This window comes from Streptomyces sp. NPDC088097, from assembly GCF_044741845.1.
GTDB lineage: Bacteria > Actinomycetota > Actinomycetes > Streptomycetales > Streptomycetaceae > Streptomyces.
Genome location: NZ_JBIUTJ010000004.1, coordinates 98,400 through 111,536, shown reverse-complemented (window position 1 = coordinate 111,536; position 13,137 = coordinate 98,400). Strand labels below are relative to the sequence as shown.

The 13,137-nt window shown below is 72.9% G+C and carries 12 protein-coding genes; 7 read left to right on the top strand and 5 right to left on the bottom strand.

What is annotated here, in order from left to right:
- Window position 1 precedes the first annotated feature (1 nt).
- Window positions 2–670: a helix-turn-helix transcriptional regulator gene (locus tag ACIOD1_RS14595; protein ID WP_365618864.1), complete on the bottom strand. Its 669-nt coding sequence runs from the start codon at window positions 668–670 to the stop codon at window positions 2–4.
- A gap of 361 nt (window positions 671–1,031) precedes the next feature.
- Between ACIOD1_RS14595 and ACIOD1_RS14590 the strand changes: the two genes are divergently transcribed.
- The 3 genes from ACIOD1_RS14590 (at window position 1,032) to ACIOD1_RS14580 (ending at window position 5,583) form a co-directional block, all read left to right on the top strand.
- On the top strand, window positions 1,032–1,877 hold the full coding sequence (locus ACIOD1_RS14590; RefSeq protein WP_401902464.1) for a helix-turn-helix domain-containing protein: 846 nt from the start codon (window positions 1,032–1,034) through the stop codon (window positions 1,875–1,877).
- Between the two features lie 223 nt (window positions 1,878–2,100).
- Window positions 2,101–3,450, top strand: a complete 1,350-nt coding sequence (locus ACIOD1_RS14585; RefSeq protein WP_365618858.1) for a 6-phospho-beta-glucosidase — start codon at window positions 2,101–2,103, stop codon at window positions 3,448–3,450.
- A gap of 72 nt (window positions 3,451–3,522) precedes the next feature.
- The gene (locus ACIOD1_RS14580) at window positions 3,523–5,583 is read left to right on the top strand and encodes an MDR family MFS transporter (RefSeq protein ID WP_365618855.1); all 2,061 of its coding nucleotides are present in this window, start codon (window positions 3,523–3,525) and stop codon (window positions 5,581–5,583) included.
- Between the two features lie 115 nt (window positions 5,584–5,698).
- Here ACIOD1_RS14580 and ACIOD1_RS14575 read toward each other — a convergent pair whose 3' ends face one another.
- Together ACIOD1_RS14575 and ACIOD1_RS14570 are read right to left on the bottom strand one after the other, a co-directional pair.
- Window positions 5,699–6,265, bottom strand: coding sequence for an NUDIX hydrolase (locus ACIOD1_RS14575; RefSeq protein ID WP_401902461.1), 567 nt, complete (start codon window positions 6,263–6,265; stop codon window positions 5,699–5,701).
- Entirely contained in the window at window positions 6,262–6,972 is a 711-nt protein-coding gene (locus tag ACIOD1_RS14570; RefSeq protein WP_401902459.1) for a helix-turn-helix domain-containing protein, read from the bottom strand. The genes ACIOD1_RS14575 and ACIOD1_RS14570 overlap by 4 nt, the downstream gene beginning before the upstream one ends.
- A 263-nt stretch (window positions 6,973–7,235) precedes the next feature.
- Here ACIOD1_RS14570 and ACIOD1_RS14565 point away from each other — a divergent pair, with 263 nt between their 5' ends.
- Window positions 7,236–8,633 carry an NAD(P)/FAD-dependent oxidoreductase gene (locus ACIOD1_RS14565; protein WP_401902456.1) on the top strand — a complete coding sequence of 466 codons (1,398 nt, stop codon included), beginning with the start codon at window positions 7,236–7,238 and terminating at the stop codon, window positions 8,631–8,633.
- Between the two features lie 30 nt (window positions 8,634–8,663).
- Here the strand turns inward: ACIOD1_RS14565 and ACIOD1_RS14560 are convergent, their stop codons facing one another.
- Window positions 8,664–9,731, bottom strand: coding sequence for an ATP-dependent DNA ligase (locus tag ACIOD1_RS14560; protein ID WP_365618843.1), 1,068 nt, complete (start codon window positions 9,729–9,731; stop codon window positions 8,664–8,666).
- A gap of 75 nt (window positions 9,732–9,806) precedes the next feature.
- On the opposite strand from ACIOD1_RS14560, the gene ligD reads away from it, so the two are divergent.
- The 3 genes from ligD (at window position 9,807) to ACIOD1_RS14545 (ending at window position 12,484) form a co-directional block, all read left to right on the top strand.
- Window positions 9,807–10,826 carry a non-homologous end-joining DNA ligase gene (gene ligD / locus ACIOD1_RS14555; protein WP_365618840.1) on the top strand — a complete coding sequence of 340 codons (1,020 nt, stop codon included), beginning with the start codon at window positions 9,807–9,809 and terminating at the stop codon, window positions 10,824–10,826.
- A 113-nt stretch (window positions 10,827–10,939) separates the two neighbouring features.
- The gene (locus ACIOD1_RS14550) at window positions 10,940–11,482 is read left to right on the top strand and encodes a hypothetical protein (protein WP_401902453.1); all 543 of its coding nucleotides are present in this window, start codon (window positions 10,940–10,942) and stop codon (window positions 11,480–11,482) included.
- 129 nt (window positions 11,483–11,611) lie between these two features.
- Entirely contained in the window at window positions 11,612–12,484 is an 873-nt protein-coding gene (locus ACIOD1_RS14545) for an alpha/beta hydrolase (protein WP_401902451.1), read from the top strand.
- Here the strand turns inward: ACIOD1_RS14545 and ACIOD1_RS14540 are convergent.
- The gene (locus tag ACIOD1_RS14540; protein WP_401902449.1) at window positions 12,472–13,134 is read right to left on the bottom strand and encodes a TetR/AcrR family transcriptional regulator; all 663 of its coding nucleotides are present in this window, start codon (window positions 13,132–13,134) and stop codon (window positions 12,472–12,474) included. The two genes, ACIOD1_RS14545 and ACIOD1_RS14540, sit on opposite strands and share 13 nt — an antisense overlap.
- Window positions 13,135–13,137 lie beyond the last annotated feature (3 nt).

The following is a 13,137-nucleotide window of genomic DNA, read 5'->3' as shown; positions in this document are numbered from 1 at the left end:
GTCAGGACTCGTTCGGTTTGACGCTTTCCAGGAGCATGTCCAGCCATTCGGTCACCTTGTCCCGGTGCTTGTCGCTGGGCAGTTGGGCGGCCCGCCAGGCGATGCCCCGCACCCCGTGGTTCTGCAGGAGTCTCGCCAGCGGATCGCCCGCCGCGGCGGCCTCGGCCGGTACGGTCTGGCGCTCGCGGCCCGCGAAGTCCTGGAGCAGCTGCTGCTCGGTCCGCTGGAGGGCGTCGGTGAGGGCGTCGGCGTCGTGGGCGGTGAGGAAGCCGGCGTGGACCCCGAAGAAGCGCTGGATCGCGTCACAGTGCTCCATCGTGGGGCGGCGGTCGCCGTTGATCAGGGCGCCGGCCTGCTGGCGGGACATGCCGGCCCCGTCCGCGATCTCCTGCTGCGTGTAGCGGCGTCCGTTGGACTTGACGCGGGTGCGCCGCAGCAGGTCCAGGCGCTGGAGGAAGCGGGCCTGGAGATCGGGTTCGCCGGCCCGCCGACCGTCCAGCAGGGTCCGGACGACGTCGGTGGGGACCCCGGAGGCCTCGGAGAGTCGCCGCAGGTCGAAGACCTGGTTCAGTTCGCGGCCCATTTTGTTCGCGAGTTCGGCTACCCGCGTGACGGACGCGGCCAAGGACGCGTTGGCCACCGCGACGGGAGCCGGGAAGCCGTCTGTCACCAGTGGTTCTCCTAGATCGCGCGAGGTCAGTGGGCACGTGGTCGGCCTCAGGGAATCTATCCGGTCTGCCTCGGGAGAGCTAGAACTTGCCACAGCTGTGGCGCGAATGAGCTGTCGCCCGGCCGGAATTGCCACAATAGTTGACACTCGAATGAAGTCGGTAGCAGGATCGCCACACGGAAATGAAGATCCAGACCGTGAGGAGGGGGAGCTCTCGGTGCCACATCTCGCAGCGGTGGGCCCGTCTGATGGCCTCGTCCGAGCCGGTGAAGAGCGTCTGGCGGGCGAAGAGTCCGCCCGTGGCGCAGTACGGTCGGAACGACGCAAGGAGATTTTGCGCCAGCGCCGCGAGGAGCTGGGGTTGAGCCAGGAGGACCTCGCGGTCCGTCTGCGCATCAGTGTCCGCGCCTACGGCAATTGGGAACGCGGGCTCGTCAAGGAATGGACGGACCGCAAGCTCCTCGCCCTGGCCGAGGCGCTGGAGATGAGCGAGCGGCAGTGCTTCTGGCTGTTCCGGGTCATGGTCGACCGGGACCCGCCGCCCACCTGGCGGGCGGCCGAGGAGAACCGGCTGCCGCAGGATCCGGCCCAACGCGACTACCTCGTCGACTACGCGGCCCTGATGGAGGCCCTGCCCTACCCGAGTTTCCTGGTGGACCACCGCTGGGACGTGGCCCTCACCAATTCGGCCTTCGACCGGCTCTTCCAGTCGGTCCGCCCGCATCCGACGGCCCTGCCGGACGACAACTTCCTGCGCTTCGTGCTGTTCCACCCGGACGCCGCGGCCGTGCTGGAGGACCACGAACCGGCCTGGTGCGTACCGCTGCTCGCCCAGTTCGCGACCGCGCTCGCCGCGGCCCCGGAGGACGAGGGGCTGCGCAGCATCCGCCAGGAGGTGGCCCGCGACCCCTTCATGGAGGCGGCCTACCGCTACGGCGTCCCGCACTGGTTGAGCACCCACGGCCCCCAGGCCGCGGAGCGCGACGGGGCGGTGCGGACGGTGCGTCACCCCGACCCGGCCACGGGCGTGGTGCGGTGCCGGATGGTGGCGGAATCCGGCCGAATGCTGGAGGCCATGGGTCTGACCCGGATCACCCTCGTGCTCTCCACCCCGCAGGGCCTGCCCCAGGGCCCCGTACGCGGTGGCGCCGGATCCGCGCAGCAGCAGGGGGCCCGGCTGCGGGCCGTGCCGTCGCTCGGAGAGTGACCGCCCGGGGGACACTGGTCCCCTGAAGCGAGTGCCACGGCGGGGGCCGGGCGCGGCGTGCCGCCGCCCGGGGACGCGTCGTGTCGGTGCCACGATCCGTGTCACCCCGCCGGATGTCGCGCATCGTGGCATTTTCGGCGAGGGGGCGCGCCGGGGCGCCGGCCGGGACCGGGGGAGGCCCCCGGCGGGGGCTTCCGCGTTCGCGGTGAAGGGCGGCAGGGACGTGCGGTTGACCATCCTCGGCGGGGGCGGATTCCGCGTACCGCTCGTCTACGGAGCCCTCCTCGCGGACCACGCCGAGGGGCGCGTGTCCCGGGTCACGCTCTACGACGAGGACCCCGACCGGCTCACCGCCATGACCCGGGTCCTGGCCGACCAGGCCGCGGGCGTCGCCGACGCCCCCGCCGTCACCGCCACCCGGGACCTGGACGAGGCCCTCCGGGGCGCCGACTTCGTCTTCTCCGCCATCCGCGTCGGCGGGCTGGAAGGACGCGCCGCCGACGAGCGGATCGCCCTGGCCGAGGGAGTGCTGGGCCAGGAGACGGTGGGCGCGGGCGGGATCGCGTACGGCCTGCGCACCGTGCCCGTCGCCCGGGAGCTGGCCCGCACGATCGCCCGCGTGGCCCCCGAGGCGTGGGTCATCAACTTCACCAATCCCGCCGGGATGGTCACCGAGGCGATGGCCGAACTGCTCGGGGACCGGGTCATCGGGATCTGCGACTCGCCCGTCGGCCTCGGCCGCCGGATCGCCCGGCTGCTCGGCGCCCGACCGCAAGAGGCCTGGATCGACTACGTCGGCCTCAACCACCTCGGCTGGGTCCGCGGACTGCGCGTCGCGGGCCGCGACGAACTGCCCCGGCTGCTCGCCGATCCCACGCTGCTGGAATCCTTCGAGGAGGGGCGGCTGTTCGGGGCCGAGTGGCTGCGCTCGCTGGGCGCGATCCCGAACGAGTACCTCCACTACTACTACTTCAACCGCGACACCGTACGCGCCTACCAGGAGGTCGAGCGGACGCGCGGCGCCTTCCTGCGCGACCAGCAGCGCGGCTTCTACGCCGAGGCCGGGCGCCCCGGACAGGCCGCCGGAGCGGCGCTGGCCGCCTGGGACCGGACCCGGGCGGAGCGCGAGGCCACGTACATGGCCGAGAACCGCGAGGTGGCCGGCGTCGGCGAGCGCGAGGAGAGCGACCTGGAGTCGGGCGGCTACGAGCAGGTGGCCCTCGCCCTCATGCGGGCCATCGCCCGCGACGAACGCACCACCCTCATCCTCAACGTCCGCAACCGCGGCACCCTGTCCGTGCTCGACGCCGAGGCCGTCATCGAGGTGCCCTGCCTGGTCGACGCCAACGGCGCCCACCCGGTTGCGGTGGACCCGCTCCCGCTGCACGCCGTCGGGCTGGTGACCTCGGTGAAGGCGGTCGAACGGGAGGTGTTGGCCGCGGCGGCGAGCGGAGCGCGGGCCGACGCCGTGAAAGCCTTCGCGCTGCACCCGCTGGTGGACTCCGTGGCGGTCGCCCGACGGCTCCTCGACGGGTACGCGGCCGTGCACCCGGAGCTGGCCCACCTGCGCTGATCCGCTCCGGGAGTCACCCGTACGGCGCTGCGCCGGGTGCGGGGCGCTGGGGGCGCTGTGAAAGTGCGAAGTGTGACCACAGCCACCGCCACGGCCCCGCCGCCCCCCGTGCTCGACCGGCGCACGCGCAACATCATCTTCGGCACGATCATGCTGGGCGTACTGCTGGCCGCGCTCGACCAGACCATCGTGGGCACCGCCCTGCCCACGATCGTGGCGGACCTCGGCGGCGGGGACCACATGTCGTGGGTGGTCACCTCCTACCTGCTCGCGGAGACCGTCGCGACGGTGCTGGTCGGCAAGTTCGGTGACGTCTTCGGACGAAAGCTGATCTTCCAGATCTCGGCGATCGTCTTCATCAGCGGATCCTTCCTGTGCGGGTTCGCGAGCAACATGACCCTGCTCATCCTGTGGCGGGGCGTCCAGGGCATCGGCGCCGGCGGTCTGATGGTCACCGCGATGGCGCTGATCGCCGATGTGGTCCCGCTGCGGGAACGGGGCAAGTACCAGGGCGCGATCGGCGCCGTCTTCGGCGTGGCCACCGTCATCGGACCCTTGCTGGGCGGACTCTTCACCGACTCCCTGAGCTGGCGCTGGTGTTTCTACGTCAACGTGCCCATCGCCATCCTGGTGGTGATCGCGGCCGCGCGGACCATCCCCTCGGTCCGGGCCGTCGGCAAGACCGTGATCGACTACCTCGGCATCGCGCTGGTCGCGATCGGATCGAGCGCCCTGATCCTGGGCACGAGTTGGGGCGGCAACCAGTACGCCTGGACCTCCCCGGTGATCATCGGCCTGTTCGCGGGCGGGATCCTGGCCCTGGCGCTGTTCTGCCTCGCGGAGGTCCGCGCCGCCGAACCGATGCTCCCCATGCGGCTGTTCACCAATCAGGTCTTCTCGATCTGCTCCGTCCTGAGTTTCGTCGTCGGCTTCGCGATGCTCGGCGCGATGACCTTCCTGCCGACCTACCTCCAGTACGTGGACGGGGAATCGGCCACCATTTCGGGCGTACGGACCCTGCCGATGGTCATCGGCCTGCTGATCGCCTCCGTCTTCAGCGGCAACTTCGTCAGCAAGACGGGCCGCTACCGGATCTTCCCCATCGTGGGCTGCGCGGTGATGGGCGCCGGCCTGTACCTGCTGTCGCTGATGGGGCCCGGGACCAGCACCTGGCTGGAGTCCCTGTACATGTTCGTGCTCGGCACCGGCATCGGCCTGTGCATGCAGGTGCTGACCATCGTCGTGCAGAACACCGTGGACTACGCCGACCTCGGCACGGCCACCTCGGGCGTCACCTTCTTCCGTACGCTCGGCAGCGCCTTCGGGACCGCCGTCTTCGGGACGATCTACGCCAACACCCTGGGGCCCCGACTGGAGACGGCGGTGGCCGAGGCCGCCCGCGCCACCGGAACCGATCCGGCGAAGCTGGGCGCGGCCGCCCAGAGCCCGCAGGGCCTGCACCACCTGGACCCGGCGCAGGCCGCCCCGGTGATCGCGGCGTACGCGGACGCGCTGCAGACGGTGTTCCTGTGGACGGTGCCGGTGGCCGGGGTCGGCTTCGTCGTCGCCCTCTTCCTCAAGGAGGTCACCCTGCGCGACTCCGCCCGCGCGGGCTCCACGGACATGGGCGACGGCTTCGCCTCGCCCGCCACCGCCTCCGGGAACTCCGCCAAACTGCTGGAGCTGGCGGTGGGCAAGCTGGTGCGCAACATGGGGCCCGAGACGGCCCGGTCCATCGTGTCCTCCTCCGACACCCGCCTCGACATCGCGGGCGCGTGGGCGGTGATGCAGGTGGAACTGCTGACGCGGACCGTGGGCCACGCCAGTCTGGGACTGATCGCCTCGCGGCGCTCGCTGCCCCCGGAGGTGCTGTTGCCGGTCTTCGAACGGATGGTGGACGAGGGCTACCTGACGCGGGAGGGTGCCTTCCTCACGCTGACCCCGGCGGGGGAGCGGGAGGCCGAGGAGATCTCGCGGGCCTGGGCGCACTGGCTCGGCGACCGGCTGGAGAAGGACCGGGGCCGGCCGCGCAGCGCCGAACTGCGCACGGCGGCCGACGCGATCGCCAAGCGGCTGCTGGCGGAGGACCTGGGCAACGGCAACTTCGCGCCGAAGGTGGGCGCGCGGAACTGAGCGGGAACCCCGGCGGCGAGCCGGCCGGATCCCGGCGGTCGCTCGGCGCCGCCGACCCGGAGCGGTCGCCCGGCGCCGACGGCGCGGTGGAGCGCGAACCGCGTCGCCGCGGTGATCACGGGCTGCCGGCGGGCCCGGTCGGGTAGTCGTGGGAGGGGACGTGCGGCAGGCCAGCGAGTTCGGGCCGCCACGCGCGCAGCACCGCGGCCGAGGGAGGGTAGAGCCCCGCCGGGATCCCGTCCGGGGCGAACCACTCCCACCGGACGATCTTGTGCGGCTCGGTGACGGCCGGCGTGCCCTCGGCGGACCGGGTCACCGCGGCGGCCGTCAATCGGGTGAGGTCGGAGGCGGCGTCGATCTGGACGGCCAGCACCTCGACCGCCCCGGGCTCGACCCGCAACGACGTCTCCTCGACCAACTCCCGGGCGGCGGCCTGCTCGAAGCCCTCCCCGGGGTCGACCTTGCCGCCGGGAAGTTCCCAACGGCCGTCGTGCGCCCGGCCGAGCAGCACCCGGCCGTCGGCGCCGAGCACGATCAGGCCGACGCCGACCACGGCGTGGGGGCGGGGAACGGCGCGGGCTCCGGAGCCCGGGGACGGTGCGGTGGGCGTCCCGGGGGCATCGGGGGCGCCGGGGGTGGGGGCGCCGGGGGTGTCCGGGGTGTCGGAGGCGTGGGAGGTCATGCGGGCTCGTCCCTGTCGGCGGGGTCGGCTGCGCGTCGACCCCGGGGGTTCGGTTCCTTCGGACGGGACCCCTCGGTCCGGGGTCCCCGCGTCCGGGGCGTCGGCTTGGCGCGGACGTGCATCCGTTCGCCCTGGGGGCCGAAGAGGCTGAGGAACTCCACCGGCCGCGGGCCCGCGTTGAAGAAGAGGTGCGGGGTGCGGGTGTCGAACTCGGCGGCCTCGCCCGGACCGAGCACCAGGTCGTGCTCTCCGAGCAGCAACCGCAGCTGCCCGGAGAGCACGTACAGCCACTCGTAGCCCTCGTGGACGCCGAACTCCCGCTCGGCCGGGGGCGGGCCCTGCGTCGGCGGGAGGATCGTCTTGAAGGCCTGGAGCCCGCCGGGGCTCCGGGTCAGCGGGATGTAGGTGCTCCCGTGCCGTTGGAAGGGCCGGGCGCGGACCCTCGGGTCCCCGGTCTCCGGGGCGCCGACGAGCTCGTCCAAGGCCACCCGGTGCGCTTTGGCCAGCGGGAGCAGCAGCTCCAGCGTGGGCCGGCGTCCGCCGGACTCCAGCCGGGACAGCGTGGAGAGCGAGATCCCGGTGGTCTCGGCGAGCTGGGCCAAAGTGACGCCCCGTTGCCGGCGCAGGGCGCGCAGGCGGGGGCCCACGGCGCCGAGCACGCCGGCGAGATCGGTCTCCGGATCTTCGTGCGCTTCCTGCGAGGCCATGCCTTCATTTGCCGGTCCGGCAACACGATTTGTCAAGCGGGAGCACTGCCGGACCCTCGGACGGAGGTGACTCGGAAGTTTGTGCGGGTTTCGGTCGGGGCTCGTCCGTGCAGGCTCAGGGCGGTCCGATCGTCGTACGGTCTCCGCTCCTTCGGTCGTCCGGCTCGTCGGCTCGTCGGCTCTTCGCTTCTGCGGTTTGTGGTTCTGCCGTTCTGTGGTTCTGCGGTTCTGTGGTGGGTTCGGCTCGGGGCTCGGGGGGACGCATGGCACACGTACTGGTCATCGGAGGCGGAGTCGCGGGGCTGGCGACGGCCCTGCTCGCGGCCCGCCGGGGGCACACCGCCGAACTCTTCGAGCGGGACACGAGGGCCCCCGGCACCGCCCTCGACCGGGACTTCTTCGACTGGCGGCGCCCCACGGTCCCCCAGGCGTCCCAACCGCACGCCCTGCTGGGCGCCGCGCGCCAGGTGCTCAGGACCGAGCTGCCGGACGTACACGCCGAGATGCTCCGGCTCGGCGCCCGCGAACGCAGCGAGCTGGACTGGTTCGAGGACCGGCCGCCGGCCCGCCCCGGGGACGAGGACCTCGTCATGATCCAGGCCCGCCGCATCGTGCTGGAGAGCGCGCTGGCCACCGCCCTGCGCGCCGAACGGGGCGTGGTCGCCCGCTACGGGGAACCGGTCACCGGTCTCGTCGCGCTGACCGGGAGCGCCTCGGACGGCGTACGGGTCACCGGCGTCACCACCCGCTGCGGCGCCTACGAGGGCGACCTCGTCGTGGACGCCGCCGGCCGGCGCGGCGGCACCGAACGGCTGCTCGCCGACGCCGGCTGCCGCCCGGGGACCGTGGAGCGCCACCGCACGGGGCTCGCGTACTTCTGCCGCTGGTACCGGCTGCCCCCGGGCATGGAGGAGGGCCCGCGCAGGCCGTGGAACGTGACCGGCGGCGCCTTCGCCGGTTGCGCGGTCTTCCCGGCCGACAACGCGGTCTTCGCCGTGACCCTGTTCGTCCACGTCGAGGACCCCACGCGGGGCGCGCTGCGCGATCCCGCCGTCTTCGAGGCCGCCGCGCGGGCCTTCCCCCCGGGCGAGGCCTGGCTCGGGCTCGGCGCCGAGCCGCTCTCCGGGGTCCTGGCCACCGCGAGCCTGGACAACCGCTGGAGCGCCCTGGCCGACGAGCGGGGGCCCGTCGTACGCGGACTGGTGCCCGTGGGCGACGCGCTGACCCACACCAATCCGACCCTGGGGCAGGGGACCTCCCTGGCGCTCTGGGCGGCGCGGCGCGTGGCCCAGACCGCGCACGAGGACCCGGGATCGGCCCGCTTCGCCAACGCACACCACGACTGGGCGGTGCGCACGCTGAAACCCTGGTTCGACTTCCAGGTCGTCGCCGACTCGGCCATCGGGGAACGGTTCGCGGCCAGGGCGGGGCGTACGGGGACGGCGCGGGAAGTGGCCGCCCTGTTCGACTGCGCGCTGGAGGACCCGGAGGTCATGCGGGCCCGCGCCCGGGTCCGGCACCTCGTCGGGCTCCCCGGCCGCGTCTACGGTGAACCGGCGGTCCGGATCCGGGTCGCGCACTGGCTCGCCCGCCGGCCCGACTACGCGCCGCCGGAGGCGGGACCGGCCCGGGCCGAGTGGGAGAAGCTCACCGCCGGCTGAGCGGCCGGGCCGGATCGGGCCCGGTGCGCCTCAGTCCGCGGTCCCCAGCACCGCGGCGAGGTCGTAGCGGACGACCTCCTCCAACTGGTCGTACGTACAGCTCTCCGGCTCCCGGTCCGGACGCCAGCGGGCGAACTGGGCGGTGTGCCGGAAGCGGTCGCCCTCCATGTGGTCGTACCTGACCTCACAGACCCGTTCGGGGCGCAGCGGCACCCACGACAGGTCCTTCTTCCCGGTCCAGCGGCTCTGTGCACCGGGCAGCCGGGCGCTCTCGTGGGCGGCCTCCTCGGCCCAGGCCGCCCACGGGTGGCCGGCCGGCTCCGGCATCCGCAGCGGCTCCAACTCCTCGACCAGCTCGGCCCGGCGCTTCATGGGGAAGGCGGCGCAGACGCCCACGTGCTGGAGGGCGTGCCGGTCGTCGTACAGGCCGAGGAGGAGCGATCCGATGATCGGACCGCTCTTGTGGAAACGAAAACCCGCGACGACGACGTCCGCCGTACGCTCGTGCTTGATCTTGAACATGAGTCGGGCATCGGGCCGGTAGGGGAGGTCGAGGGGCTTCGCGACCACCCCGTCCAGTCCGGCGCCCTCGAACCGCTCGAACCACTCCCGTGCCAGCGCGGGGTCCGTGGTCGCGGGCGCGAGGTGGACGGGGGGCCGAGCGGTGGAAAGGGCATCGACCAGGGCGGCGCGGCGGGTGCCGAGGGGGCTGTCGAGGAGCGGCTCGTCGCCGAGGGCGAGCAGATCGAACGCGACGAAGGACGCCGGGTTGGTCTCGGCCAACAGCTTCACGCGCGAAGCGGCGGGATGGATCCGCTCGGTGAGCCGGTCGAAGTCGAGCCGGTGGCCGTGCACGATCACGATCTCTCCGTCGACCACGCAACGGGACGGCAGATTCTCCTTCAACGCCCCCACCAGCTCGGGGAAGTACCTGGTCAGGGACTTACCCGTGCGGCTGCCCAGCTCCACCTCGTCACCGTCGCGGTACACGATCGCCCGGAAGCCGTCCCATTTGGCCTCGTACTGCATCCCCGGCGGGATCTTCGCGACGGACTTGGCGAGCATCGGTTTCACGGGGGGCATCACCGGCAGATCCATACCTGAGATTCTGCGGCGCTCCCCCCGGACCCGCCCGGTGTGCGCGCCCGGCCGGGCCCGCCTACCGTGGCGCACATGGGTGCTGCGCGCAGTGCGATCGAGCTGGACGCGGGTGGTCGGGCGGTACGCCTGTCCAGCCCCGACAAGGTGTACTTCCCGGAGCGCGGGCTCACCAAGAGGGACGTCGCCGAGTACTACCTGGCCGTCGCCCCCGGCATCCTGCGCGCCCTGCGCGAGCGGCCGACCACCCTGGAGCGCTTCCCGGACGGGGTCGAGGGGGAGTCCTTCTTCCAGAAACGGGCCCCCAAGAACCTGCCCGACTGGATCCCGACCGCCCACATCACCTTCCCCAGCGGACGCTCGGCTGACGAGATCTGCCCGACCGAACCGGCCGCCGTGCTGTGGGCCGCCAATCTCGGCTGCCTCACCTTCCACCCGTGGCCCGTGCGCCGCGCCGATGTCGACCGGCCGGACGAGCTGCGCATCGACCTGGACCCGCAGCCGGGCACCGACTACCACCACGCGGTGGCCGCCGCCCACGAACTGCGCGCCCTGCTGGAGGAGCTGGGCCTGCGCGGATGGCCCAAGACCTCCGGCGGCAGGGGGTTGCACGTCTTCGTGCCGATCGCCCCGCGCTGGACCTTCACCGAGGTCCGCCGCTGCGCCATCGCCCTGGGCCGGGACCTGGAGCGGCGGATGCCGGGCAAGGTCACCACGGCCTGGTGGAAGGAGGAACGCGGGGAGCGGATCTTCGTCGACTACAACCAGACGGCCCGCGACCGCACGATCGCCTCCGCCTACTCCGTCCGCCCGCGCCCCCACGCCCCGGTCTCGGCGCCGCTGCGCTGGGAGGAGCTGGACGCTGCGGAACCACGCGACTTCGACATCGTGACGATGCCGGCGCGCTTCGCCGAGCTGGGCGACCTCCACGCCGACATGGACGACCACGCCTTCGGACTGGAGGCGGTCCTCGAACTCGCCGACCGCCAGGAAAGCGACCACGGGGTGGGCGACATGCCCTATCCGCCGGACTACCCCAAGATGCCGGGGGAGCCCAAGCGGGTGCAGCCCAGCCGCGCGAAGCACGAGGACTGACGACGCCTGCCCCGTCGCCCTGCCCTGTCGCCCCGTCGCCCTGCGGCCTCGCCCTGGGCCCCGCTCCGTCCGACCCGTCCGACCCGGTGGGGGCGGCCCACTAGATTGCCCGTATGACCTCGCCCACGACGACCTCGCGCACGGCCCCCGTCCCGCGATCGCCGTTGCTCTTCCTCGACGTGGACGGCCCGCTCATCCCGTTCGGCGGAAGCGGATACCGGGAGTACGCCCACGTCGGCCTGCCGGACGACAACCCGCTCCTGGCGCGCCTGGATCCCGGGCTCGGCGCGCGCCTGCTCGCCCTGCCCTATGAGCCGGTCTGGGCGACCACGTGGGGGGAGGAGGCGAACGAAGCCATCGCCCCCAGGATCGGACTGCCGGCCCTGCCCGTCGCCGTATGGCCCGAACCGGGTCCGGACGAGGACGAGGACAACGGCGGGGGAGTCCTCCTGCACTGGAAGACCCGGGCGCTCCTGACCCTGGCCGAGGGCCGCCCGTTCGCCTGGGTGGACGACGAGATCACCCCCGCGGACCGCACCTGGGCAGCCGCTCGGCACCCCGCTCCCACCCTGTTGCTGCGCGTGGACCCCCGTACGGGCCTGACGGACGGGGACTTCGCCGTACTGGCCGCGTGGGCGGCCGCGCCGCACCGGTGAGGGCTGCCCCTTGTCCAGAAAACAGCACGAACGACCGTGCTAATATCCCCTCATCGTCCAGCCAGTGGCAGCCGACCGCCCATGGCGGCCGGCCTTCCGAGGAGATCCGGAGAACCGGGCATGCGTCTCATGGCCTCATTCCTGAGCACCACCCTCGACGTCGCCGTCCGGGTCGCCCCCGGGCCGACCGGCCGGGCCGCGTTCCGGTGGTTCATCAAGCCCCTCGGACGACCTGCGCTGCGGCCCGAGGAGGCCGACGCGATGGGCCGGGCCACGATCCGCCGGTTGTGGGTGAACGGCACGGACGTCACCACGTACCGCTGGGGCGACGGGGCGAGCCCCGTCCTGCTGGTGCACGGCTGGTCCTCGCGCGCCTCGCGCTTCGCCGGTTTCGTCGAGGCGCTCCTCGAACAGGGGCACAGCGTGGTCGCCTTCGACGCCCCGGGTCACGGGGAGTCCCCGGGCCCGGACGCCACCATCCGGGACTTCCGCGACATCATCCGCGCACTCCACGAGGAGGAGGGCGATTTCACGGCCGTCGTGGCCCACTCCATAGGCGTCCTGGCCACCCTGTTCGCCCTGGGCGAGGGCATCCCCGTGGACCGTCTGGTCGCCATCGGGGGCATCGCGCACTTCGACTACCTCTTCGACGGATTCCGCCGCACCGTCGGAGTGGGACCGGCCGTCGTCCGGGCGCTGCGCGACCACGTCGAGCACCGCCTCTTCGCCGACACCCCCGACATCTGGCGCCGCCTCGACGCCCGCCGACCCCCCGGCCCGAGCCCGGCCCGCGTCCTGCTGGTGCACGACACCGAGGACGACATGGCCGTGCCCGGCCAATCCCGCGCCATCGCCGCCGCGTTCGGGGAGCGGGCCCGTCTGGTCGAGACCCAGGGGTTCGGCCACCGCAGGATCCTGCGCGCCCCCGAGGTCATCGAGGCCGTGGCCGGATTCCTCCGGCCGGCCCCGCAGGCGCGAGCCGAGGCTGGTCAGACGGCGTAGTCGAAGTCCGGCGGCCGCTGCGGGAGTTCGTCCGGGACGGCCGCCACGGCCCGGAGCCGGTCGAGGATCCCTCGGCCGGCCCGCGCGTATGCCGTCGGGTCGGAGAACAGCACCGAGTGGGCGTTGGCCATCTCCATCAGCGCGATGATCTCGAAGGCCAGTTGCGGGACGTCCTGCGCGTCGACCCCGTCCCGGAACGCCCCGGCGAGCCTGGCCTCGTCCAACGCCCCCTCCACATAACGCGTCCAGGCCGAACGGGCCTTGGCGATCTCGTCCCGGACCGGCCCCGGCCGCGCGTCGAACTCGGCGGAGACGCCGTAGAAGAAGCAGCCACCGGGGAAGATCCGGCGCAGGGAGTAGTCGAGCCAGCGCTCGCAGACCAGCCAGACCTTGGCGGTACCGGCCGGCTCCGCCCGTACGGGCCGCACGACCCGCTCCACGAAGACGTCCACCGCGGCCCGGACGGTGGCGAGTTGGAGGTCCTCCTTGGAACCGAACAGAGCGAAGACGCCGCTCTTGCTCAGCCCCAGGTCCGTGGCGATCTTTCCGAGGGACAGCCCCTCCAGCCCGTCCACCGAGGCGACCGCCATGGTCCGCTCCAGCACGGTCCGCCGCGTCTGGTTACCGCGCTCCACGCGTCCGTCTGCCATTGG

Coding starts and splice junctions, on each gene's coding strand:
- ACIOD1_RS14565 (WP_401902456.1), top strand. CDS start 7,236: ATGGCACACGTACTGGTCATCGGAGGCGGAGTCGCGGGGCTGGCGACG.
- ligD (WP_365618840.1), top strand. CDS start 9,807: ATGGGTGCTGCGCGCAGTGCGATCGAGCTGGACGCGGGTGGTCGGGCG.
- ACIOD1_RS14545 (WP_401902451.1), top strand. CDS start 11,612: ATGGCCTCATTCCTGAGCACCACCCTCGACGTCGCCGTCCGGGTCGCC.
- ACIOD1_RS14550 (WP_401902453.1), top strand. CDS start 10,940: ATGACCTCGCCCACGACGACCTCGCGCACGGCCCCCGTCCCGCGATCG.
- ACIOD1_RS14575 (WP_401902461.1), bottom strand. CDS start 6,265: ATGACCTCCCACGCCTCCGACACCCCGGACACCCCCGGCGCCCCCACC.
- ACIOD1_RS14560 (WP_365618843.1), bottom strand. CDS start 9,731: ATGGATCTGCCGGTGATGCCCCCCGTGAAACCGATGCTCGCCAAGTCC.
- ACIOD1_RS14570 (WP_401902459.1), bottom strand. CDS start 6,972: ATGGCCTCGCAGGAAGCGCACGAAGATCCGGAGACCGATCTCGCCGGC.
- ACIOD1_RS14540 (WP_401902449.1), bottom strand. CDS start 13,134: ATGGCAGACGGACGCGTGGAGCGCGGTAACCAGACGCGGCGGACCGTG.